The 22,968-nt window shown below is 41.0% G+C and carries 22 protein-coding genes and 1 pseudogene; 12 read left to right on the top strand and 11 right to left on the bottom strand.

Going from position 1 to position 22,968, the window contains the following annotated elements; translation table 11 throughout:
* Positions 1-114 precede the first annotated feature (114 nt).
* From U3A58_RS20785 to U3A58_RS20765, 5 genes are all read right to left on the bottom strand, one after another.
* On the bottom strand, positions 115-1,011 hold the full coding sequence (locus tag U3A58_RS20785; protein ID WP_323826319.1) for a hypothetical protein: 897 nt from the start codon (positions 1,009-1,011) through the stop codon (positions 115-117).
* Between the two features lie 562 nt (positions 1,012-1,573).
* Complete coding sequence (locus U3A58_RS20780; RefSeq protein WP_323826318.1) at positions 1,574-2,140, bottom strand: hypothetical protein; 567 nt, start codon at positions 2,138-2,140, stop codon at positions 1,574-1,576.
* Positions 2,141-2,356: 216 nt separating this feature from the next.
* Complete coding sequence (locus U3A58_RS20775) at positions 2,357-2,569, bottom strand: hypothetical protein (RefSeq protein WP_323826317.1); 213 nt, start codon at positions 2,567-2,569, stop codon at positions 2,357-2,359.
* A gap of 234 nt (positions 2,570-2,803) precedes the next feature.
* The gene (locus U3A58_RS20770) at positions 2,804-3,541 is read right to left on the bottom strand and encodes a LytR/AlgR family response regulator transcription factor (protein ID WP_323826316.1); all 738 of its coding nucleotides are present in this window, start codon (positions 3,539-3,541) and stop codon (positions 2,804-2,806) included.
* Entirely contained in the window at positions 3,538-5,730 is a 2,193-nt protein-coding gene (locus tag U3A58_RS20765) for a tetratricopeptide repeat protein (protein ID WP_323826315.1), read from the bottom strand. Before U3A58_RS20765 ends, U3A58_RS20770 begins: the two co-directional genes overlap by 4 nt.
* 552 nt (positions 5,731-6,282) lie before the next feature.
* On the opposite strand from U3A58_RS20765, the gene U3A58_RS20760 reads away from it, so the two are divergent.
* Together U3A58_RS20760 and U3A58_RS20755 are read left to right on the top strand one after the other, a co-directional pair.
* A complete protein-coding gene (locus U3A58_RS20760) occupies positions 6,283-6,933 on the top strand; it encodes a DUF4221 family protein (RefSeq protein WP_323826314.1) in 651 nt (216 codons plus the stop codon).
* Between the two features lie 121 nt (positions 6,934-7,054).
* Positions 7,055-7,483, top strand: coding sequence for a hypothetical protein (locus U3A58_RS20755; protein ID WP_323826313.1), 429 nt, complete (start codon positions 7,055-7,057; stop codon positions 7,481-7,483).
* Positions 7,484-7,678: 195 nt separating this feature from the next.
* Here U3A58_RS20755 and U3A58_RS20750 read toward each other — a convergent pair whose 3' ends face one another.
* From U3A58_RS20750 to U3A58_RS20740, 3 genes and pseudogenes are all read right to left on the bottom strand, one after another.
* The gene (locus U3A58_RS20750; protein ID WP_323826312.1) at positions 7,679-7,903 is read right to left on the bottom strand and encodes a hypothetical protein; all 225 of its coding nucleotides are present in this window, start codon (positions 7,901-7,903) and stop codon (positions 7,679-7,681) included.
* Between the two features lie 199 nt (positions 7,904-8,102).
* Positions 8,103-8,998, bottom strand: a pseudogene (locus tag U3A58_RS20745) (IS982 family transposase).
* 114 nt (positions 8,999-9,112) lie between these two features.
* On the bottom strand, positions 9,113-9,391 hold the full coding sequence (locus U3A58_RS20740) for a ParA family protein (protein WP_323826320.1): 279 nt from the start codon (positions 9,389-9,391) through the stop codon (positions 9,113-9,115).
* 105 nt (positions 9,392-9,496) lie between these two features.
* On the opposite strand from U3A58_RS20740, the gene U3A58_RS20735 reads away from it, so the two are divergent.
* The 8 genes from U3A58_RS20735 to U3A58_RS20700 all read left to right on the top strand — a co-directional run bounded on the left by U3A58_RS20735 (position 9,497) and on the right by U3A58_RS20700 (position 17,027).
* Positions 9,497-9,712, top strand: a complete 216-nt coding sequence (locus tag U3A58_RS20735; protein WP_323826310.1) for a hypothetical protein — start codon at positions 9,497-9,499, stop codon at positions 9,710-9,712.
* Between the two features lie 190 nt (positions 9,713-9,902).
* Positions 9,903-10,289: a plasmid mobilization protein gene (locus U3A58_RS20730; RefSeq protein ID WP_323826309.1), complete on the top strand. Its 387-nt coding sequence runs from the start codon at positions 9,903-9,905 to the stop codon at positions 10,287-10,289.
* Positions 10,290-11,507, top strand: coding sequence for a relaxase/mobilization nuclease domain-containing protein (locus U3A58_RS20725; protein WP_323826308.1), 1,218 nt, complete (start codon positions 10,290-10,292; stop codon positions 11,505-11,507). It begins immediately after the preceding gene.
* A gap of 9 nt (positions 11,508-11,516) precedes the next feature.
* Positions 11,517-13,496 (top strand): conjugal transfer protein MobC, encoded by a 1,980-nt coding sequence (gene mobC, locus U3A58_RS20720; RefSeq protein ID WP_323826307.1) that lies wholly within the window; start codon positions 11,517-11,519, stop codon positions 13,494-13,496.
* 84 nt (positions 13,497-13,580) lie between these two features.
* Positions 13,581-14,543, top strand: coding sequence for an alpha/beta fold hydrolase (locus tag U3A58_RS20715; RefSeq protein WP_323826306.1), 963 nt, complete (start codon positions 13,581-13,583; stop codon positions 14,541-14,543).
* A gap of 278 nt (positions 14,544-14,821) precedes the next feature.
* Positions 14,822-15,691, top strand: coding sequence for an alpha/beta hydrolase (locus U3A58_RS20710; RefSeq protein ID WP_323826305.1), 870 nt, complete (start codon positions 14,822-14,824; stop codon positions 15,689-15,691).
* Between the two features lie 263 nt (positions 15,692-15,954).
* Positions 15,955-16,368 (top strand): hypothetical protein, encoded by a 414-nt coding sequence (locus tag U3A58_RS20705; RefSeq protein WP_323826304.1) that lies wholly within the window; start codon positions 15,955-15,957, stop codon positions 16,366-16,368.
* Positions 16,369-16,589: 221 nt separating this feature from the next.
* Positions 16,590-17,027: a response regulator gene (locus U3A58_RS20700; RefSeq protein ID WP_323826303.1), complete on the top strand. Its 438-nt coding sequence runs from the start codon at positions 16,590-16,592 to the stop codon at positions 17,025-17,027.
* A 403-nt stretch (positions 17,028-17,430) separates the two neighbouring features.
* On the opposite strand, the gene U3A58_RS20695 is transcribed toward U3A58_RS20700, so the two are convergent.
* Complete coding sequence (locus U3A58_RS20695; RefSeq protein ID WP_323826302.1) at positions 17,431-17,739, bottom strand: hypothetical protein; 309 nt, start codon at positions 17,737-17,739, stop codon at positions 17,431-17,433.
* A 469-nt stretch (positions 17,740-18,208) separates the two neighbouring features.
* Here U3A58_RS20695 and U3A58_RS20690 point away from each other — a divergent pair, with 469 nt between their 5' ends.
* Entirely contained in the window at positions 18,209-18,337 is a 129-nt protein-coding gene (locus tag U3A58_RS20690) for a hypothetical protein (protein WP_323826301.1), read from the top strand.
* A 227-nt stretch (positions 18,338-18,564) separates the two neighbouring features.
* On the opposite strand, the gene U3A58_RS20685 is transcribed toward U3A58_RS20690, so the two are convergent.
* Both U3A58_RS20685 and U3A58_RS20680 read right to left on the bottom strand, forming a co-directional pair.
* Positions 18,565-21,246 carry an ABC transporter permease gene (locus U3A58_RS20685; RefSeq protein ID WP_323826300.1) on the bottom strand — a complete coding sequence of 894 codons (2,682 nt, stop codon included), beginning with the start codon at positions 21,244-21,246 and terminating at the stop codon, positions 18,565-18,567.
* Positions 21,247-21,250: 4 nt separating this feature from the next.
* Positions 21,251-21,592, bottom strand: a complete 342-nt coding sequence (locus U3A58_RS20680; RefSeq protein ID WP_323826299.1) for a PadR family transcriptional regulator — start codon at positions 21,590-21,592, stop codon at positions 21,251-21,253.
* 880 nt (positions 21,593-22,472) lie between these two features.
* Here U3A58_RS20680 and U3A58_RS20675 point away from each other — a divergent pair.
* Positions 22,473-22,968: alpha/beta fold hydrolase (locus U3A58_RS20675; protein WP_323826298.1), on the top strand; the 496-nt coding region annotated here is incomplete at its 3' end.

Raw genomic sequence — 22,968 nt, 5'->3', positions numbered from 1 at the left:
AACAGGTCTTGAAAATCTCTTTACCAGTCAAAAAAAGACCCTGGATGGATGGCATCTTCTCCCAAATTCAGAATCTAAGCCCCCCTTTTAATTATTCTAATGCATAATCCGGGTTTAATTGGTCTTGAAATTTGCCATCATCTGTTGAATTGCAGCCATGGATTGCTGCATTTGGGAGCCCATAATTTTGGATAAATCCATACCGAATTCATCACCGAATAAGGAATCCTCCATGATGGATTCCATCCCGTTCATTAAAATCGGAGCTGCCTGGTTCCAGTCCAATCCACTGGACTGAGCAAGGGCATCTGTAAGTGGTTTGCTGATGGTTTCATCGACTAAATTGTAATAGAAAAGGCTATAGAAACAGGATTGCATCAGGTTGCAGGTTTCCTCAAACTGATAGTTGGAAATCATTTCTTTCCCCTGCAAATAGCTGTCTTCCCAGTTTTCTCTGATGTTCTCTTTTTTGCCACTGAATTTGTAGGGAATGAAAGTTTCAATTTGATAGAGATCTTCAAAAAACTTTTCCTTCGGGTAGTTTTTCAGCTTTTCAAGGCTGGCTCTGCCTTGGAGTAATCTGGACTGGAAGGGTTCAGCGCTGTCTTGGATGCCATTCACAGCTTTTTCGAGCAGGGTTCTCAGATAGCCTTGGGGTTCGGCGTAGAACTCAATTTTTTTGAGCGTACTATTCAGGCTGTACCATGCATTGGAACTTTGGCGTTTTTCCATGTAGTAGTCAAATCGATGGATACCTTCGTCTACTATTATTTTTATAGTGGAAAAAGCTTCCTCCTTTTGATCTCCCGGATATGGGTGGATCAAAGGGGCTTTTAAATGCTTAGCTCCAAATTTCTCGATCAGTTCATCGTCGTAACTGTCGGCATAAAGACATATTTCGCGAAGAACTGCATAGATTTTATAAGGTTCACATAGTTGTAGGGGACAGGAAAAAGTAAAAAAGACCAGGTTGTTCTCGATTACTATAGTGGCCAAATTAAGGGGGTGCATCNTGCATAGATTTTATAAGGTTCACATAGTTGTAGGGGACAGGAAAAAGTAAAAAAGACCAGGTTGTTCTCGATTACTATAGTGGCCAAATTAAGGGGGTGCATCCTCAGCTCTGCCAAACGTCGCATTAAAGGGACTTTTTTGGCATTCTCAATAGCTAAAAAAGGACATTTTATTACGATCTCATCCTCGGTTTGCGTAATACAAACCACCACAGATCCATGGGGAATCTCATAACTGTTTTCGATTTTTTTGCTGTCTAAGTCACCGTCTACATAGTCCAGAAGGGTAGGTATTACTTGTTTAAAGTTACCTATCCTGAAAAATGCCATTGCATCATCCCATTTTTCATCCCGCTTTTTTGAGGACTTTTTAGGATGGATTGGAGGATAATATGGTAGGTTAGTATTCATGATTTATGTTTTGACTTTAGTTCATTTAAAAGTCTGCTCTTTATTTTTACAGATGAATTTTCAGTTTTAATTAGTTGAAAAAAAGGTGGTTTCATTTTCTTGGAGGGTAAAATGAAATGCCTTTTAGTATTGAAAAGACTGTGAAAATCCTAATAGAACAGGTCTATCAGTTCTCCGTTTAAGTTGTAGTTATAGGTAAAAGTGGTTCCGCCATTTTCCGGTTGTAACTTGACCAGGTATTCTATTTTGGATCGAACTCCGTCTTTGGGGATTTTTACCCAAGCAAGCTGGAAGGCAGGTTTTGGAATATCCTTTTCTGATTCGAGGTTATCCTTCGATTCCTCAATCAGTCTTCCCAGCAGGCCTAGATCGATGGGATCCCCCAATTGAAACATATAGTCTGAGGCTTGCATGCCTTCAGGGACTTCCAATGAGATTTCCGAGGTTTGGGTCCATGAATTCTGAGAAAGGCTCCATTGGCCCATTTCAAGTGATTCGGGTTCATTTGTAACTGTAACCCCGATAACCATTCCTATAGCCTCGTAGTAGCTTATGTTTAATTCGGTGTAAAAAGCTTTATTTCCGAATTTTTCCTTTAGCGCATCCTGAATTTTAAGAAACCCTTCTTCTGTCGCTTCTTGGTCGCTGGGGTTTCCACCACAGCCGGAAACTAGTACAATCAGTACAAGTGCGAATAATACGATATGATTTTTCATCTGTTGATTAGTTGTTTTTTACTAGTGATAACCTTTCCTGTGACTGGGGGAGCAGGATTGCCTGTCCCTTCCCTAAGAGCGTTATGGGGTTGTATCAGGAACGTCTCGCAGTTGACGGACTTCCGCACAGGTGCTGTTTAATTATTCTAAGGTGTGTGGCCGGGTTAGGCCACTCTGGTCAGGTAGGTTCAATTTGAGATGGGAGGGATAAGAACCTTACTCTTCACTTTCTCTACCGTAGAGAAAAAACAATGCTCCACCTATACCGATCAAAAGAATTCGGATTACCCAGCCCATTCCATTTCCCCAAATGTCTACCCAGGAAAGCAACCTGAAATTGTAGTTGAATAGTGCAAGTACCATTGATAAGATGCCCATTGCAGCAAGTAGAAGTCCACCTTGCCCCAGTCTTGATTTGATTTGTTCCATGTTTTCCTTTGATTAATAGTTTTTCAGATCAATTCTTAAACTGAAGCGCTTATGCCTTTTTTGGGCGGGCGGTGAAAGAATTGCTTTCTTTTAATCAAAGTGCGAAGAAGGAATGGACGATAAAAGAGGCAGTAAATATTCGTCAAGTCCCAATTCATAAAAGTCATTTAAGGGGCTAATTTCGTTTTTTAGAAACTGCTGGATTTGTAGGTAGTTAGAAAAAGGTAGTAAGGATTAGTGATTGTTGAATTCCAGAAACCGGGTTAAAAAAGTGTCTTTTTTGCGGAAGGAAACCGGGATTTGCTTACCATTAATCAGGTAAATTGTTCCGGATTTATCATACTTGTCGATAAACTTCAAGTTGACCATAAAAGATTGGTGGGCTCTGGTGAAGTTCACTTTTTCAAGTTGGTCTTCGAAGGCCTTGATGGGTTTGGAAGCCATGTGCTTTTTGCCATTAGACAGGTGAAAAGTGGTGTAGCCTTTGTCTGATTCGCAGTACAGCAATTCATGTAGATTAATTACCTGAAAGCTATCACTCAGAGAAAGTACCAAAGTAGCTTCATCCTGATTCCATACTTTTTTTACCCAGTTGATCTGTTCTTTTTGCTCGACAGCTGATTTGTTAGTGACTTTGTTCAATGCAATCTGAAGTTCCTCAGGATCTATTGGCTTCATAAGGTAATCCACTGCCCCGATCTTCAATGCCTGAAGCGCAAATTCCTCATAGGCAGTGGTGAAAATTACTTTGAATTCCAGATGCTCGGTTTGGTCCAAAAAATCAAAGCCTGTACCATCAGAGAGATTGATGTCCAGAAAAACCAGATCCGGCTTGCAGGCTTTGGCAACCACCACTGCTTCTTTGACCGATTCACATTCCCCAATAATGTTTACTTCCGGACTTGTGGATTGGAGTAAATTGATCAGAGCTTTTCTGATGTAAGCCTTGTCTTCGATCACCAGTGCATTCATGCTTCTTGATTTTGTTTATAGGGAATCGTCAATGTCACGATGGTTCCTTCTTCCTGATATTTGGAACGGTCTTCAATGCTGACTTGTCCCTTCATGTTAAAGTCTTTTGATAATATCTTAAGTCTCTCTCTGGTAATGGTGGTAGCCAATGATTTTTTGCCGTTTTCATTAGGTTTCTTTTGGGAATCAATCCCTATTCCATTGTCAGCGATAGTGCAGATGAGCTTTTCATTCATAAAACCCAAATGAATTTCTATTTTACGTTCCTCGTGTAGTTCCGTGAAGGCGTGTTCTATGGCATTCTCGACAAAGGGTTGGATTAGCATAGGAGGAATTCCAATGGAGGATTGATCTATTTGCTCATCCACTGTGATGGAATATTGGAACTGATGGTCTTCAAGGTTATGTAGCGCCAGGTAATTTTCTACCGCAATAATTTCATTGGAGAGCAATACCATTTTATCCCTGGAGTTTTCCAGGATTATGCGCAATAATCTTGAAAATTTAGAAAGGTAGCTGATTGATTTTTGCTCTTCTTTATTTAAAATCATTCCCTGCAAAACCGATAAGGAATTGAAGATAAAATGGGGAGTCATTTGAGAGCGCAGAAGCTTTTGTTCTACAATGATTGTGGCTGTTTTCGTTTTTTCGTTTTTAAGTTTTTGATAGAAAATTACGATCCCCAACCCAAGGGATACCAATAAAATACCAATAACAGCCCAGAGGTAGTTTTGCCTTGTTTTTGCCAGATCCTGAGAGGTGTCCAATACTGTTTTGGTGAGTTTGAGCTCTCTGATATTGGCAGAATCCAACGCTTGTTTGTACTTGTACTCGTATTCCAATTGGGTTATTTTCTCAATATTTTCCTTGTTGAATAAGCTGTCATTGAAGGCTTTGAATTGTTTATGGTATTCCAACGCTTTTTGGTACTGACCGGTGTTTTCAAAAATCTCAGAAAGTTGCCTGGAGGAAGTCCTTTGGGCTTCTAACAGGCCAAGTTCATCGGCAATGACCTTTGCCTTTTCTGAGTAAGTCAGAGCTTTCTGGTAATCATTTTCCTTTAAGAATGTTTCTGCCAATCCCGAGAGGCTGGTAGCCATAATACTTTTCAGGCTTGTTTCCTCTGCTATTTCCTTTGCTTTTAAAAAATTCTCACGGGCTTGAATAGGGTTGTTGAGCGACAAGTAAACTTCTCCAAGGTAAACCAGATTCATGGCCATTTGCTTGATATTGCCTGTTTCCTGATTGGTTTCCTGGGCTATACGATAATAGATGAGTGCTTTCTCAAATTCATTTTTCCTAACATAAATATTACCCAAACTGCTATTATTGAGCGCGATGAGATTTTTAATCCCCATTTGCTGGACAAAAGCCATGGATTGTTGGAAGTAGGCTATCGCTTTGTCATTTTTCTTTAACAGCTCATAGGTATCCCCCAGATTATAAAGCATATAGGCCATGCCCAGAGAGTCTTTGGTTTCTCTTTGGTATTCCAGACTTTTATTGAAATTTTCCAAAGCCAAAGGGTAGTTGCCCTGAGTCTGATAGATCACCCCCATATTTGCGTGGACGGATGCTACACCGGAATGATCCTGGCTTGCCTTGCTTCGATAGAGGGCCTCCTCGAAATTTGCGATAGCTTCCTTATATCGGCCAGTTTCAGAGTAAACATTAGCACTATTTATTAAGGTGGTGATCAATTCCCGTTCATTTCCTGTTTTCTGATAGATTTCAGCAGCTTTATTATAGGCGATAATAGCCTGATCATATTGGGAAAGCGACATGTGGGTAATTCCAAAAGCAGTTAAAATGCTCGCAATCCCGTCCTGGTCATTGATCTGCTCATAGTGTTTCATGGAGCGTTCAAAGTATTCTAAACTTTCAGGATAATTGGATTTAATGCTTTCCAGGATTCCTCTGAGGTATAAGGTTCTGGCTTTACCTCCAGCATAAGCTAAACTATCGCTTAGCTTTTCTGCTTGTATTAAGTAGGTGAGGGTGGTTTCCTGATCGCTTTGAAAGTGAGAAAAAGCCAGCTTATAATAAAGTAGTGCGAGCGTAGAATCTTTTTTCTGATGGTTTTTCAGTTCTGTTTTCAGGCTGTCTATGTACTCATTTTGGGCGTGGATATCAGTCCAGATTGCTAGAGAAAATAAAAAAATAAGGGTAAGCTTGAAGGTTGAACGCATCTTTTTCCAAAGATTAGTATAAGCAGTTTTCCAATCAATGAAAGGGGAATGCTTTACAGTTAAATGAGGGAGTGAAAGACTTAAATTAATTTGAGATTGATTTTGCAATAGAATTCAAAGAAGCTATGCTTGTTGAAAATACAGGGATAAATTCATTTTTAGTGATAAAGTTGCTATTTTCTCACAAAAAAGTCTGCTGCAATCAATATACTGTGGAGCTCAATTGATTTACGTCGAATACCTGTGGATATTCGTTGGAGTCTGTTCTTTTCTTATTCTACCATTGAAAAAATCTTTCTATCTAGTCTGATGATTTTTCTTACCCCTGAATTCCTCACCAAGTTAGTCCTCTGGGCTCTGTGCGACCGTAAGCTTCCGTCATAAAGCCGCTTGCTACGCTTCGCTTTTTATTCCTTTTCCTTCCGGTCTTTGTCGCCCAAGGCCTGATGGTGCTTCATAATTCATTGTTCTATAAAACGGAAAAGATTAAGGAGACGCAAGAAAGAAAATTTAATTGAAGAACTTCGGCTCCTGAAGTAACACTTTTCAAACTTGAAACAGGCAAAAATAAAAGGATGGCCATTACCCCAAATCCCTGAACGGGAGTCGATAAAAGACAACCCCAAATCCCTGAACGGGAGTTCCACGATCCGTAAAATCCCCATTCCAGAACTCCGTAGCCTCAAACAGTTTATTATACAAAACCAATATGGTTTTGAAAAAGGAGAATCATCCTATATCGCAAAATCAAAAAACAATCTAATTGTATCCACAAGCGCTTTTAATGAAGCATTTGTCTTTGACATGATAAAAGACACTCTAATTCATAAGGTGTTTCATTCCCAACTCACATCACAAGCAAAAATAGGAAATTCCACAAAAGAATCTAGCAGTGAAGAAGAACGGAAACCCATTTTCAAAGAGCACTCTAAAGAGGTAGAATTTGGTAAATTTCTCTACGATGAGGAGAATGAAAAGTTCTGGAGATTCAGTTATGACAAGGATCGAATGATCGGAGACTCTCTCGTACTGAAAACTGTGCTGACAATTTTTGATTCGGATCTCAACCAACTACATGAGGAAAAGGTAGCATTTGACTACTCCTTTTATCAATCCTTTTTTAAGGATGGTATGTTGTATTCCTACATCAACCTAAATGATGAGATGGCATTTATTCGAGTCAAACCAACCTATAACCAATGAAATAATAATTTCCCTTTCTCAGTCTCATTCTTATTGCTGCATGTAGTGAAAAAAGCAGTTCTGAAGATGTTAGATATGGGAATATTTTGGAAATCTTATCATTGTAGAAGGAAAGTATGTAATGCTTTACTCTCAGGAAAGTTTTAATGAACAATTTAAGTGGGATTCCATTTTTCAGCCAACTTATGAAATTGTCGTACTGGAAGATCAAAACGATCAGATAATTGCGACTGTAGCATCAAGTTCCAAACATTATAAATTTCTAAAAAACGACCCTTTGACTTGTCGATTTAGAATCTCGTTTAACGCGAACCAAATTACCAAGCTTGAATCACTCGAGTGTTTGGATGCTAATTGGGGTGTCTGGCAAATGGTGGATATTCCGGACAGAATGCTCCGGAATATCCAAATGGAAAGAGATTCTTTGGTCAACTGGACAAATAGAAATTACCCTGTATTTGATGGGTTCATTCACGACTTGACAATGAACGGAGCGATAAAATATCTGCAGGCAATCGAACTTTATGAAAACAGAAAAGACGCCCTGTAACAAATGCTATGAACGGACAGGGTCTTATCAGTCAGGATGTTTTCGTTGGGATTGGAAAGTCCGTCACAATTTTTAAATTTAAATCAAGGCGTGGCTATGTGCAAGACGAGAGGTTAGTGCTTTCTAATCCCCCACTCACCATATCTGGTCGTTAAATCCCATAATGCTCCGCTACCGCTTTCAAAATCATGTCTCTCACGAAGCATTAGTCTCCCTGCCAATCTCATAATTCAGCTTATCAAACATATCAGTAGGAATCCGGAGAGAGTAGATTTTCACATCTTCCGTGTCAAATTCTTTACTGGATACTTTTTCTTTTTCCTGTGTTTCAGGTTCTGATTTGATCAGCATCCCTAAACCTCTTTGCTTGGTCCCAAGGTTTTTATTGCCCTTGCTCGGGTCATTTAGTCTCTTAGCCATGTTGTGCTCAGTTTAGTTTGGTTATAATTTCCTCAATTAGCATTTCGTAATCCTTCGCTCCGTTTGAATCCGGGGCATACTCAAATATGCTCTGCCCCTGTAGCTGAACTTCGGCCAGTGCTACAGTGATCCGGATTTGGTGTCGAATAATTTATCCTGTAGACCCTCGGTTAGATTTTCTATTAACCTGAGTTCGATTTTAAAAAAAGGTCAGTTGGTTTGATTCTACAGCTTCGTATTTGATGGCAGGCTTTTTATCAAAAAAAGAGTAAGCGATCAATCCAGCAATTAGGTTAGTTATAAAGTTGTCGAATGAGCGGTGTCTGGAATGTTCTACCTGACAGATGTTTTTGAGTTCGTCGTTGATGGTCTCAATAACGGATCGCTTGCGTAGGAGTATTTTGTCTTTAAGTTCCATAAGTACATTCTTCATGTTGTTTCTGATACTTGTGATCAGGTGGAGTCCGTCCAGAAAAAGCACCTCTGCGAGTGTCTGTGAAATATAGCCTTTATCGGCAAAGAGCTTTCCTTTGAGGGCCTGTACAAATGACTGGTTTTTAAGAGGTTCCCTATTATCCACATTTCCAGGTGTGATCATCACACTTAACAGCTCACCTTTGTCATTGACCACCAGGTGAAGCTTGAATCCATGAAAATAGCCTATGGTAAACTTTCCTGTGGCAGCGATCCCTTTGAATACCTTGTTGCGTTTGATGCGTTTGTTTTTGCAGACCATGATTGGTGTAGAGTCAATGAAGGCTATGCCGGTTGATTCACCAAAACACTTTGTTTTAAGGAACAATACCATTGGGACAGCCGCTTGCTGCATGAGTTCCACGAAGCGGTTGTAGGAAACAAGATTTGGAAAAAGTCCCCCCAAATGCATGCTTACATAATGTAGATAGAAGTGTTTCATGTTTCGAAAACTACCATAATGGAACAGTACCATCAAGGTAATAACCTCACTGGTGCTCATTTTAGGCTTTCTCTAGGGCTCGTTGCCGACGATATACCCCCTAATTGTTTGTCAAATTCAAGGCAGAATTCATCGATTAAATAGAAAATATCAGTAATTTTATCAGTAGATAGAGTCATGAACATGTAGTTAAATATTTGATTGTCAGATAATTAAATACAACTATAATTCTTGGCTTTATCTACTTGTTTCACCAAATATTACCTCCGATTTACCCTTATTATTAATCGAACTCAGGTTACTATGGTTTTGGTCAGGATCCGGTTTGTATTGATTTGGGTGATGAAGACTCCTCCGATTTCCAGATTTTCGTTAAGATTTTCCCGTACTTCCTGGACAATTCCCAACAGCCGATCCACTCCTTTGTATGCGAAGTACTCTCCTTGTAATGGTAACAAAATGGTGTCACTCGCTACCAAGGCATTTACTGTCAGAAGTTCAACAGAAGGAGGGCAATCTATGATCACATAATCATAATTTGGGCGAACTGTTTTTAGCAATTTGTTGAGGATTTGCTCCCGGGTCCTTAAGATTTGTTACTCAACCTTCTGATTACAGTGTGACCTTTCCAATTCGTACTGATACACTTTTAAGCTTCATCAAAAACGATAATCGTTATGAATCTCGAAGCTCAGAATTTCAACTTTTCCAGAAATGTTCCGCCTTCGCTGGAACAGGTACAGGCTTACTTTAACTCCCTTCAAGTTCCTGCTTCCGAAGCGGAAGTATTCTATTTCTATTATCAGGGAATGGACTGGTGTAATGAATCAGGTACCTCTATACGAGATTGGATTATGGCTGTAGATGACTGGGTCTGGAACCTGGAAAACTGAGGGTTTCCAACAAGTATTTTATTTCCTCCTTTTACAACCAAATGCTCTAATGCTGGTAGTGCTATGCATTGCGTGTTGGCAATGAGCAAGATGTAGGATTGTGCCACAATCCGATCTTGCCCACCACTGCCGGAGTTTCGGGTGGGGATAAAATTTCTCCGAAGTCGAATTTTATAATCCTGTTCCCTTTATGAAAAAATCAGCTAACGAGAAACCCATATGGCTCACGGTAAGACTGACTGACCAGGAAAAGCAAAAGCTCAACTCCTTACTCCAAAAAGCTGCCTATTGTCAGACGATAAGTGAGCTGGTTAGGGATGTGCTTTTCAAAAGAAAGTTAACACTCAACACGCGAAACGAATCCGTGGAGACCACTCTGGTAGAATTAGGACTGCTCAGAAATGAACTGAATAAAATCGGGGTGAATATCAACCAGATTACGCACTATTTTCATATGCAGGCTGATCCAAAACAACGTGTGTTTTTTGTAAAGGAAATGCTCCCTCATTTTGAGCGAACTAAAGCAAAAATAGAGACGCTTCATAGCTTGATTGAAGGATTGAAAATTCTAAGCTAGTTGGTTGCCAAAATCATTACCGGAAAAACTATCGGAGGAGTGATTCGATACAATGAACAGAAGGTGAAAAACGGACAGGCAAAACTAGTGCAGATGGGAGGGTTTGCAGCTAAAAATCTTACAGTTGCTGCAAAGATCCAGGCCTTTGAAAACTTGCAGAAGTTGAATCAAAGGACAAAAACAAACGCCGTCCATATTTCACTTAATTTCTCTCCAAAGGATCAAGTAGATGAGTTTACACTTCAAAAGATTGCAGCTGATTATTTGATTGGGATTGGTTTTGGGGAACAGCCGTATTTGCTTTATCAGCATTTTGATGCAGCGCATCCCCATGTGCATGTGGTGACTACCAATATTTCAAGTTCAGGAAAGCGGATTGAAACGCATAATCTGGGCAAGGTGCTGTCAGAACAGACCCGAAAGGAAATTGAGAAGCGATACCATCTTGTAAAAGCGGAAGAGCATCAAAAACAAAAAGTTAATCTGCTTAAGCCGTTGGAGAAAGCTTCGTATGGCAAACGGGAAACGAAATCTTCCATATCCAATATTGTTCAGGAGGTAATACGTTCGTATCAATTTGCTTCGCTGCCTGAGCTGAATGCAGTGTTGGGGCAGTTCAATGTATGTGCATACCGGGGTGAAAAGGAAAGTGAAATGTTTAAAAATAAAGGACTGGTGTACTCGATTTTGGATACGGCAGGGAACCGGGTAGGAGTTCCTGTGAAGGCCAGTTCAATTTATTGCAGACCTACCTTGGCCAGATTGGAAAAGATGTTCTTACGGAACAAAGAAGCAAGAAAGCAGCACCGGGAAACTCTTCGGGGTGTAATTCACGGTGCGTTGCAAAATTGCAGTTCTCTGAAAGAATTTACTTCCATACTCAGAACTAAAGGAATCAAGCCGCTAGTTAGGATTAATGAAGAAGGAAGGCTATACGGGGTGACCTATATAGATAACGTAAACCGATGCGTATTTAACGGTTCGGCCTTGGGTAAGGAATTTTCAGCCAATGAACTTTCTGTTAGATTTTCGATGGATCATGTGTTTTCCAATTCATTGGAACAAGAGCAGGAGATAAAAATAAGTGGGTATCAAACTGGGCCAGACACTAGAATTCCCAGCCTGGAGATTTCCTTAAATTCTTACCAACCGGAAGATCCAACTCCTTATGAGCTAAGGCAAAAGAAAAAGAAAAGGCGCAAGAAGCGAATTCAATAAACTGAGTCTATGCAAACTGGAGAAAATTCAGAGGGGTTAAGAAAGATCATCGATCTGACCAGGAAGGCAAGTATTGGAATGCTGTGTCTGCATTGCTATTACTACTGTTATCATTCGTTCAATCAATGGGGTCTTACACATGCTATTTCAGAAAGGCTTCTGGTCAATATTCGGGATACGGGCCTGTTTAATGAATTCTATTTTTCCAAAGCATTTGCCCTGGTGCTATTGCTGATTTCGTTGATCGGAGCGAAAGGCAAGAAGGATGATAAACTCAGAATTGCTCAGATACTCTGGCCGCTGATCAGTGGATTGGTAATCTATGCGGGCAGCTTTTTTGTCTTTTATCTTCCATTTAACGAGGATACGGTAAGTATTACTTACATAACAGTCACCAGTCTAGGGTTCATTCTTATTCTGAGGGGAGGAGCCCTTCTGAGTCGATTACTGAAGAACCGGTTTGATCAGGGGGTGTTTAATCATTTGAACGAGACATTTCCTCAGGAAGAGCGCTACTTGGAAAATGAATACTCGGTTAATCTCCCGGCAGAATACCGACTTAAGGATAAGGTCAGGAAATCATGGATCAACATCATCAATCCCTTCCGTGCATTATTGGTGGCTGGTACTCCAGGCTCTGGAAAAAGTTACTTTGTGATCCGCCATGTAATCACCCAACACATCAGTAAAGGCTTTTCCATGTTTGTCTATGACTTTAAGTACGATGACCTCTCCCGTATCGCTTACAATACGCTACAAAACAACCTGTCTGGTTATAAGGTGAAACCGGAATTCTATACAATCAATTTTGACAGACTTTCCCATACCCATCGATGTAATCCCTTAGAGCCGGATACCATGTTGGACATTACCGATGCCTCAGAAGCTGCCCGTACTATTATGCTTGGACTGAATAGGGAGTGGATCAAAAAGCAGGGAGACTTCTTCGTGGAAAGCCCGATTAATTTCCTCACAGCTATTGTCTGGTTTCTCAAAAAGCACAGGCATGGCAAATACTGTACGCTACCCCATGTCATCGAACTGATGCAGACCGATTATGAGAAGCTATTTACTATACTCCGAACAGAGCCGGAAATTGAAGTTTTGGTGAATCCTTTCGTCTCTGCTTTGGTCAAAAAGGCATTTGACCAGCTGGAAGGTCAGGTGGCAAGTGCCAAGATCACCATGGCACGGCTTTCTTCCCCCCAACTGTATTATGTGCTTTCAGAGAGTGAGTTCACGCTAGATCTGAACAATCCTGATGCACCTAAAATCATATGCATGGGAAACAATCCGCAAAAGCAGCAGGTCTATGGAGCTGTATTGTCACTCTATATTTCAAGGATTGTCAAGCAGGTCAACAAAAAGGGCAAACTGAAATCCAGTCTGGTGTTTGATGAATTTCCTACGATTTATTTCAATGGAATTGATAACCTGATCGCCACTGCACGATCCAACAAGGTGGCCACCTGCCTGGGAGTCCAGGACTACAGCCAGCTGAGGAAAGATTATGGGAGAGAGCAGGCCGATGTGATTATGAATACGGTAGGGAATTTCATTAGTGGACAGGTATTGGGCGATACCGCAAAGCAACTTTCAGAGCGTTTTGGCAAAATCATTCAAAACCGGGAGAGTATTTCAATCAACAGTTCAGAAACCTCCCTGAGCAAATCAACTCAACTGGATCAGGCCGTTCCTGCTTCTACCATCTCAGCACTTTCCTCTGGTGAATTTGTGGGGATGGTAGCAGACACACCAGACCAGAAGATAGCGTTGAAAGCTTTTCATGCAGAAATCATTAATGATCATAAAGCGCTGAAGCGGGAGGAGGAAAGCTATCGACCAATCCCCAAAGTACGGGAAATCACCCAAGAGGAGGTGGAGGAAAACTATAGGAGTATCAAGCGCGAAGTGGAGGAGATTATCAGAATGGAAATGGAAAGGGTGTTTGACACACCTGAGTTAGGGCATTTGATTATCAGGGGGTAATTCATGTTTCACTGGCTTGTGAAAAATGTGTGCTGCTCATCAACAAGGCCTGTGGTCTGAACAATCTCAAAATAGATACACTCAATGATTATCTGTTTTGTGAGTTCCTGCAGTGAATTCAACAAAACAGGTGATTTCGTCAAAAACCTCCCCAATGGTCTAGGACTCGGTACCTTTATTTGGGAAGCGACCTCTCCGCAATGGGGTGATCTTTTTGACAGAAATGGAGCTACCAACGAGAATATGGAGATTTACCATGGAGTCACGGACAATGGCCTTTGCTGGATCACCTTAAGTCTGGAATTGCAGAAGGATTACAACATCTATATGCTGGACACCCGAGGTCATGGCCTGTCTGATCCATTTACTTCTTCTGATGATGGAGAGACTTTGGTAAAAGATGTGGTGGGCTTTGTGAAAGCCATGAGCTTGGAAAATCCTATTTTAATGGGACATTCTATGGGAGCAGCCACAGTGATGCGGGTGGGGCCCGAATATCCTGACTTGGCCAAAGCAATAGTCATGCTTGACTCTTTTGTTTCCCGTCCTGCGGGAGGTGGCGCCCGCCCTACAAATGGGCCTGCCCGAGGCTCCCAAGAACCAAACAAGCAGAAAGAAACTGAATCCAAAAAAATCTCTGTGAATATGTTTGGGGGTCCTGAAACTTTGGTGAAACAGAACAACTATTCATTCGATGAATTGGTGGAGTTGGGCAAAAAACAAAGCCCCAAATGGGATCTTATGGATATACACTATTGGGCTCTATCCAAAAAACAATACCACGGTGCCTATACGGCTGAACAACAGCAGGCAATGAGTGGTACGATGAGGATTGAAGGTGCTTTGCAGAAGATTCAGGTTCCTTCAATTATTCTTAAGGCTGACACCAATGCTGAGGGTAAAAAGGCAAATGAAGATGCGGTAGCCGGTTTGGAGAACGTAAAACTTATACATCTGGAGGGGACAGGCCACAACCTGCATCATGATGATCTGGATGCTACGGTTGAGGAGATAAACGTTTTTCTTTCTACTTTAAAAAACGATTAAATGATCTATAATAACTTTATATAATTCTCCGCAAAGATATCAGAATTAATATTTTCTTTGCCGTCTGGATGACCGATGATGGCCAAGGGGGTTATTTCTGTATTTTACCGAACGCTATACCACTTTACACTTCTACTGGTATAATAGCGGATGTAACGTTAATTTTCTTAAATGATTCGCTGTTTTATTATCAATAAAAACTTCATATTTATTAGCCGCTAACCAGCTAGATTTAGTACTTTCCTTTTAAAGCAATATTGAAATAAAATCATCTAAACATGAGACAAGCAACCTTTTTGATTTTCACCTTTTTAGTGATTTCCTCTGATGCTTTATTTGCCCAGAGTGGAGGAAAGGTGATCGATAATCTATCTGTAAAGAGCAATATTTTAGCTATGGATCGGAAGTATTCAATTTATCTTCCGGAAGATTATGAATCCTCCGGACGTTCCTATCCGGTTTTATACTTGTTGCATGGAGCTGGAGATGACCAGACTGGCTGGGTGCAATTCGGCGAAGTTAAGCATATTGCAGATATGGCAATCCAGGAGGGGTTCTCCACCGCGATGATTATCGTGATGCCCGATGCGAATACTGGTCAGAGGGGATACTTTAACAGCCCTAAAAATGACTGGAATTATGAGGATTTCTTCTTTGATGAATTTATGCCATACATCGAAAAAACCTATAGAATCAGGACAGAAAAAAGGTATAGAGCCATTGCAGGGCTTTCAATGGGAGGGGGAGGAACGCTGATGTATGCCCTTCACCGTCCAGATTTATTTTCGGCAGCCTGCCCATTGAGCGCTTACGTTGGTCCGATTTCATTGGATGAGGCATTGGAAAGATGGAATAAACAGTATTCAGGAGTATCCGAGAAGGACTTGGAAGCATATTATCAGCATCACAGTGCATTGGAGTTAGTGGAGAACGTTCCAGAAGACCAGAAAAACAGTGTTCGCTGGTACATTGACTGTGGGGACGGTGATTTTCTTTACGAAGGCAACAGCCTTTTACATATTGCGATGCGAAAGAAAGAAATGGATCACGAATTTCGGATCCGAGACGGTGTTCACTCTTGGTCCTATTGGCGCAGTGCGCTCCCAGAAGTAATGAAATTTGTTACTGCTGGCTTCCATCAATTCTAATCATTAGGATGTGATTTTCTGCAAGGATGCCAGCTAATTGAACAACCCTCAATAGCACTTCTCTTTGTTAAAGATACTTTACTAAACTATTCTCCTTTGTCGGCAGTAGGGCAGGTAAATCCCGCTTAACTTTTACAAAGTTATCTTATTACTCAGAGAATGGATATATAGAATGGGGTATTGGAATAAGCCCTGAAAGTAGCCAGACTTGCACAGAGGTTTTTTATTTTTCTCAACTTATGTGTTAAGTCTTAAAGGAAGGTATGATCGCAGATTCACTTGGCAGACAGTTTTTGATGATGCATAAGCATCTTATTCGGATTTCCGTGATCGAGGATGGTCTTGGGATAAGCGGGAAGTCACTTTACAAATGGGTGATAGGCAAAAGGCCGCTACCGGACAAGTGGGAAAAACCACTTTATGAGTACTTGTATCCCATGCTGGATCCCGAGAATGAAATTCATATGAAGACTTTTCAGATTGACAGGGTAGTAGTCTTGGAGGAGCATCATATCCTTCCCCGTTTTAAGGATGTCAAAAAAGAGCAATTAAGACGGTTTCACTTCTCTGAGCAGTATACCGCCGGAGCCGATGTAGTGTACTTCAGGTTTATCAATAGAACACTTCGCGAAAGCTATATTTCTATCTACTCTGCCTATATCAAGGATTCTTGGTAATGAAGGCAGTGGAAAGATTCTTTTAGCCTGCTGCTAGGATAAGTGCAAAACTATTACGCCGAGAGTAAGCAAATATGTTACTACGTCCCATTAGGGAAGTTGATTTTCATGCGTGGTTTATTATATTCAAGACTTCATGAGTGATCACATTGTTTTTCAAAGCACCTTTGTCCTTTGTTTAAAAAAAGATAAACTATTTACCCACACACACACAGATTAAAATGAACAAAAGCGGACCAATTATCATAATTGAAGACGACATGGACGATCAGCTGATTTTGGTCGAGGTTTTTAAACAACTGAATTACAGGAACAAGCTTATTTTCTTTGGGGAAGGTGAAAAAGCCTTAAAATATTTAATTGAGACTGAGATTGAACCATTCCTGGTTCTTTCCGATATAAATATGCCCAAACTGAATGGACTGGAACTACGTGAAAAAGTCCATAACAATGAGGATTTGAGATTAAAGTCAATTCCTTACCTTTTTTTTACGACGAGTGCCCAACAGAAAAATGTTATTGATGCTTATTCTAGATCTATCCAAGGATTTTTTGTCAAACCAGATGGCTTTGATAATCTTAAAAGGATGCTAATGAAAATCGTAGAGTATTGGCAAGAGTGCGAATCTCCCAATTATATCAAAAATGCCCAACAATAAATTAAATGTGTAGGAATAGAAGATTATGAAGGTAAACTGGCCTGACTGATTTGCAAGGTAATCTACGCTATATAGCTCCGCCGTTATTGTAGTCATGGGCCGAATAAATTGTCTTAGTAACCGAATGCTGCCTATTATTTTCTGTTCCCTTAGTCACTACCCATTATTCTACACCCAGAAGGGGGACAATCCGTCGAAAACCAATTCAATGAATTGGTTTATGATTGGGCCAATTTTTGGGGAGGTTGTAATGGGTAAGGTAGCCTTGGGCAAGTCCCGACAGCTGTAAGGGAGCAGGGCAGGCAAACTCACAGTCTCACTAACTGTGTGACTACCTCCAGAGTGGGGCTATTTGATTGACCAAAAGGAACTTCAAAGAGTAAGGCCAAATGTCTTTAAAAATTTAAATCCGATCAGGTTTCGTCTCCGGATGCTTTTCCCAATATTGAACAATAGAAGGCATGTATTCATCGCTTTCGATGGTGCCTTGTAAGTCGATTTTTTGGCCTTGATAAAGATAGATTTTATTGTCTTCTACCTTCTCTACAGTCAGTGCTTCTTTTTTCAATAGTTTTTTTATTTTTTCCCAATCCTCCGGATCTGTAATAAAAGTTTCGAACCGGATATAAAATTCCTCTCCGATGGGAGGGATGGGGTAATCACTTGGAATCTCCGCGTTGATCACAGGGTCTGTGGGAAAAATGAGTTTCATGACTGTAGCTTCTTATTGATTATTAAAACTAACCATGATTGCCTAAAAAGACAATCTATTTTTCCCTCTACCACCTGAAACTGAGTATCAGAATCTTTGATTATGCTTACTCATCCCGGAATGTGGCGCCAAATTCTCTCTATGGCACAATTTCCCTGAAGTGTATCCAAACTAGACCCCAAAAAATTGGATAAAAATGCATAAGGGGATCTTGGAATTATTTGCATAGGCATTGACATCAATCAACCAACATACAGAAACTATGACCTCAATTTCTGAAATACAATATCTTGGACAATTCGTTCATTTCATATCCGGCTACACAGGTAGTGTAACCTCTTATTCTAAGTAATTTCTGAACTCAGCCCTCCCTGATGATGATGGGCCGGCATTTCCTGCTGAAGAAATCCCTCTTCCGGATGGGGATGAAATAAATCCCAACAGGGAAATTCCGGAAGAAGAAGAGTATTTGCCTGATGAAGAAGAAGTGCCTGTGCAAGAACCTCCCAAAGAAATAGAAGATCCTTATTTTCCGGAAAAAAGTGATGGACTTCCCCCTAATAAAGAGGATGAATTCCCGAAAACCGATCCTGATTAATATTTTCACCCATTTGGTAATGGGAGATTTGTAACTGATTTTCTTGAATGCAAAGCCATTACATCATAGGGCTTTGGGGTATTATTTTTTGACTTTATGTATATCAGCTTTTATGCCTGTAAGGATGTAAAAGCAACATACATGCCGGTGATTTTCTCCCATCAGCAGATCTGCACTGTCCCTTCCTAAATTTATATAGAAAACAATTACTTATTTTCATAAAGCATTCAGTCCATTTTTAACGTGTCTATGACTTTAGCTTTGGATACACGAAGTGTCTGGGAACTTATGGTAAGGATACCAAACAGTAAAAGCACAGAGGACCCCAATACCACAGTTCCGACACCAAACTCTACGCGATTTGGAAAATTTTCCAGCCAGAGCTTGTTGATAAAGTAACTGAGAGGAGCGCCAAGAAGGATAGCTATTACAAGCATCTGCAGAAATCCTTTACTTAGTAACAAAGCTATATTGAAATTGCCCGCACCCAGAAACTTGCGGATGCCTACTTCTTTTGTTCTTCGCTCAGCGGTATAGATTGTCATGCCCAGCAAGCCAAGGCAAGCAATGAAAATGGCGAGAAACGAAATAAATCCTAATATTGAAACTACATCAAAAATGCCCTGATGTGTTGATTCCAGTTCCTCATCCATAAACTCATAGCGGAAAGGATGCACTGGATCGAGTTCTTTCCACCGATGTTCCAAGTCGCTGAGTGTTTTCATTGGATCAGGAGAAGAGATTTTCACATTGGCGTATTGAAAATGGCTTGGACTGTAGCGCAGCATGAGAGGGGAGATCGCATCTTCATTCAGTAGGAGTTTGTATCGGAAGTCTCTCACTACTCCGGCGATTTCCAATACCTGTTCACCCCATTTGGTTTCAAATTTTTCTCCGACGATAGCCTCTGCATTTGCATATCCCAGATTCTTAACCATGGCTTCATTGACCAGTATCTGAGTAGTTGCGGTTTGATCACTGATGGCAAAACCATTCCCGGCGATTAGCGCTATCCCCAGATTTGCAGGGAAGTTGCGGTCTATATTCAGGACACCCACGGACTGAAATTCTTCGGAGCTTCCCATTATTTTGACTTCATTATTGTTGTTGGTACCGGTGGCAGGGATGATGTCACAGGCAGAAATGGTTGATATGCCGGGAATACGCTCGATTTCTGCACTAAACTTTTGATAATCCATTCCCTGAAGTGGGATGTTGACGATGCTTTCGGTTTGAAATCCGTAGTCGAATGTCAAATAATGCTTGAATTGGTTATAGATTAGGATGGATGTGGTAATGAAAAACAGGGATACTACAAACTGGGAAATCCCTAAAACTTTCCGAAGCCCCAATTTACCCGGCCCCACTTCTGTCAGGCTTTTCAGTGCTTTCATGGGATGATAGCCTGAGAGCAGGAAAGCTGGGTAGAGTCCTGCTAATACCCCGATGACAATGGCAAGGAGTAGGAATCCCAAATATAGGGAAGGCATAAATGGAAGCTCAAAGTTCAAATATTGATTTACCCACAGTCCTTTAAAGGAGGGGATAAGTGCCAACAGTAGGACCATTGCTACTACAAGTGAAAGTAGGGCAGTGAGGATAGATTCGCTGAGGAACTGTACTATCAGATTTGTCCTGAGTGCTCCGGTGACCTTTCTTATGCCGATTTCTTTTGCCCGTGTCAAAGCTCTGGCTATAGAGAGACTGGTGTAGTTGAGGCATGCAGATGCCAAAATCACCAAAGCCAGAATGGCCAGAAAATAATAACCTATAAGCGGCAATCGGTTGTTGGTATCATTGTTGGATAACCCTAGCGCGACATCGGAAAGCGCTTGCGGAATCAACTTGAAGCCGCTGTTATATTCTGATTTGATTTCGGTTTCCTTACTACTGACAATGTCATTTAATGCGATAGAGAGATCATCAGGAGATTGATCTTCTCTAAGCAGCGCATAGGTGTATGTCTGGTAAAACCATTTCCAATTTTCCCGGCGGTCTTCCATTTTCTCTGATGTTATTAGGGAAGGAATGGTGCTGCCTGAAACAAGCACGTCAAATGCTAGGTGTGAGTCGTATCTGGATTCGTCGATCACACCGGTAACAATAAAATCACCCCAGTCCACTGAAGGTATTCCCGGGGCATCACCGCCAAGCGGAAAAGGTAGCTTTCTGTCTTCAAATTGCAGACTCTTTCCCACCGGATTTTGATCTCCAAAAAGTTTGTTGGCCACTTCCTTGCTGATGACCATGGAATAGGGAGCAGAAAGAGCTGTCCCGGAATTTCCTGACTCGAGTTCAAAACTGAAAATTGAGAAGAATGAAGGCTCTGCGAAGTAACCCCGAATCTCTTGTGTTTTCTCTTCATTTGTTGCATCTCCACCAATACCCGGTATCAGGTGAGTCGTTGCTTCGATGGTAGGATAGTCTTTAAGGGTTCTTGCAAGAGGTTGAGGCGATGTGGCGTAGGGGCTTTTTGATCCTTCGTAGTCTGACAAGATGCGGTAGATGCGGCCTTTCTTTTCATGAAATTGATCATACCTGTTCTGGTCGGCAAGCATTGTCAGGATAAGCATGCTCACAGACATGGCCAACGCCAGCCCAAAAATATTGATAAAGGAAAATGTCCTGTATTTAAGGATATTGCGGAAACCTACTTTAAAATAGTTTCGAAACATGATGGTATGGTTTAGGTTTGAAGAAAAGCCCAGTGGTCTGATAATTCCTGGTCGGAAAAGCAATACTACATCTAGCAACATGCGGATGTTTGCTTTCCGTTTCCCGCTGGTTTTTATGCGTGCATGGTATAATTCGATCAGATCACCCTCGATGGATCCTAGAAGCTTAGGGTCGCAGAAAGCACGGAAGATCACGAGGATGAAGTCGGGTGGTAAATCAGTATTTTTTTGCATGGTCTCAGTCTGATGTTTTAAGATCCCAAGCTACCGTAGGGATTGCTTGCCAAAGTTCCTCTCTTGTTGTCTTGGCATATTCCAATGCTTTTTTACCATACGCGGTTATGTTAAAATAACGCTTTGGTCGTCCCGCTCTTTCTTGGGTTCCGGCTCCTTCCCATGACTTCAAAAAGCCTTTTTTCTCCAGTCGCTGTAATGCAGTCTGCAAGGCACCCACGCTTACACTTCTTCCAATCCGGTTTTCAATTTCATTTTTGATAGCCACTCCGTATGCCTCGTTATATAATATTCCTACCGTGAGCATGACTATTTCTTCAAACTCCCCTAACTGAAATTTCTTCATTGCCTTATAATTAATTCCTAATTGTAGTATTAAAATCCATGCCATCCTCAAAATATGGTCTAGCGGACGTCTGGGGATTGTAGAACAGGATTTTTGTGTTCAGTTTTGTACGATCACTGTCTGTTTACGCTCATACAGCTTGGCAAAACAAGCGTATTTGAATTCTAAATATGTGCAATCACCTCTTCATAGATATGTCTTGCAATAAGCCAGGAAGACCTAGTTTCTAAGTAAATAAGTCAGATGGACGTATTGAACTTTCTTGATTTCCACAAACTATATTTGCTACAGCCAATTGGTATCTTTCCACTATAGGTTTCCAAAATAAAATGCTTTTTAGAAGTAGTTTCAATTTTCCGTCTGCGGGACTTGCAATTGGATTTCAATACAGCATAAGCTCAGCGGACTGCTGCGTAGTAAAGCTGTAGAAAATGAAGTAAACCGGGTGAACCTAGCAGTATAACGAGTAAGAATTAGAAATAACCAATCACAAAATTGATTAGGATATAAGTTTTGGGACAAGGCGTCAAGAAATATTTCAGAGGAAGATAATTTCCATGGGTCAGTCCACACAGCTGTACGGGAGCAGGATATGCAAACTTCCCCCAGTTCTACGAGCGTTTTGACTACGCCCGGGGGCATGAATTAGTTAAATGACTAATAGGTCTTGAGGAACAGCTATAATACTAAAAGCATCAAGGTATTGGATAATGAAAGACAATCAACAGACCGCTAACCGCAGCTAAACATAGTTGGGTCTCATACTATGACTTTTCAAGATTATTTTGCCGAATACAACTAGTCCCTTTTTACTACTGACATAGGGCTGTCACCGACCGGATTTAAGTTTGCATCACATCAAATTTTAAATGGTAAAAAAATGACAAACGTAACCGGCAAAAGATTTAATCCAATCCAATTCCCAGCCCCCACTATGATTTCTGTGAATGGTGTGGAACTGGAAGTATTTGAAGCAGGTCTACAAAATTCAGGGAAACCTATCGTTCTCTGTCACGGTTTTCCGGAGCATGGGTTTTCTTGGCGTTATCAGATACCGGCTCTTTCGGCTGCGGGCTACCATGTCATTGTCCCCAATCAGCGAGGCTATGGTAATTCATCCCGTCCGACCGAAGTAACAGAGTATGATATTGTACACTTAACTGGTGACCTGATTGCGCTGCTCGATCATTACGGATACGAGGATGCCACCTTTGTAGGTCACGACTGGGGTGCAAATGTCGTTTGGAGTCTTGCGCTATTGTATCCTGAGCGGGTAAATAAAGTGATCAACATGGCTTTGCCCTATCAAGCGCGTGGAGAAAGACCATGGATTGAGTTGATGGAAGAACTAGTGGGAGGAGACTTCTATTTTGTTC

The sequence above is a fragment of the Algoriphagus persicinus genome, from assembly GCF_035156415.1.
GTDB lineage: Bacteria > Bacteroidota > Bacteroidia > Cytophagales > Cyclobacteriaceae > Algoriphagus > Algoriphagus persicinus.
Note: the sequence above shows the minus strand (reverse complement) of the source record. Positions and strands in the feature narration are given on the sequence as shown.

Coding starts and splice junctions, on each gene's coding strand:
- U3A58_RS20780 (WP_323826318.1), bottom strand. CDS start 2,140: ATGAAAAATCATATCGTATTATTCGCACTTGTACTGATTGTACTAGTT.
- U3A58_RS20775 (WP_323826317.1), bottom strand. CDS start 2,569: ATGGAACAAATCAAATCAAGACTGGGGCAAGGTGGACTTCTACTTGCT.
- U3A58_RS20770 (WP_323826316.1), bottom strand. CDS start 3,541: ATGAATGCACTGGTGATCGAAGACAAGGCTTACATCAGAAAAGCTCTG.
- U3A58_RS20755 (WP_323826313.1), top strand. CDS start 7,055: ATGCTTTACTCTCAGGAAAGTTTTAATGAACAATTTAAGTGGGATTCC.
- U3A58_RS20730 (WP_323826309.1), top strand. CDS start 9,903: ATGAAAAAATCAGCTAACGAGAAACCCATATGGCTCACGGTAAGACTG.
- U3A58_RS20750 (WP_323826312.1), bottom strand. CDS start 7,903: ATGGCTAAGAGACTAAATGACCCGAGCAAGGGCAATAAAAACCTTGGG.
- U3A58_RS20695 (WP_323826302.1), bottom strand. CDS start 17,739: ATGAAACTCATTTTTCCCACAGACCCTGTGATCAACGCGGAGATTCCA.
- U3A58_RS20715 (WP_323826306.1), top strand. CDS start 13,581: ATGATTATCTGTTTTGTGAGTTCCTGCAGTGAATTCAACAAAACAGGT.
- U3A58_RS20680 (WP_323826299.1), bottom strand. CDS start 21,592: ATGAAGAAATTTCAGTTAGGGGAGTTTGAAGAAATAGTCATGCTCACG.
- mobC (WP_323826307.1), top strand. CDS start 11,517: ATGCAAACTGGAGAAAATTCAGAGGGGTTAAGAAAGATCATCGATCTG.
- U3A58_RS20735 (WP_323826310.1), top strand. CDS start 9,497: ATGAATCTCGAAGCTCAGAATTTCAACTTTTCCAGAAATGTTCCGCCT.
- U3A58_RS20700 (WP_323826303.1), top strand. CDS start 16,590: ATGAACAAAAGCGGACCAATTATCATAATTGAAGACGACATGGACGAT.
- U3A58_RS20785 (WP_323826319.1), bottom strand. CDS start 1,011: ATGCACCCCCTTAATTTGGCCACTATAGTAATCGAGAACAACCTGGTC.
- U3A58_RS20765 (WP_323826315.1), bottom strand. CDS start 5,730: ATGCGTTCAACCTTCAAGCTTACCCTTATTTTTTTATTTTCTCTAGCA.
- U3A58_RS20705 (WP_323826304.1), top strand. CDS start 15,955: ATGATCGCAGATTCACTTGGCAGACAGTTTTTGATGATGCATAAGCAT.
- U3A58_RS20685 (WP_323826300.1), bottom strand. CDS start 21,246: ATGCAAAAAAATACTGATTTACCACCCGACTTCATCCTCGTGATCTTC.
- U3A58_RS20710 (WP_323826305.1), top strand. CDS start 14,822: ATGAGACAAGCAACCTTTTTGATTTTCACCTTTTTAGTGATTTCCTCT.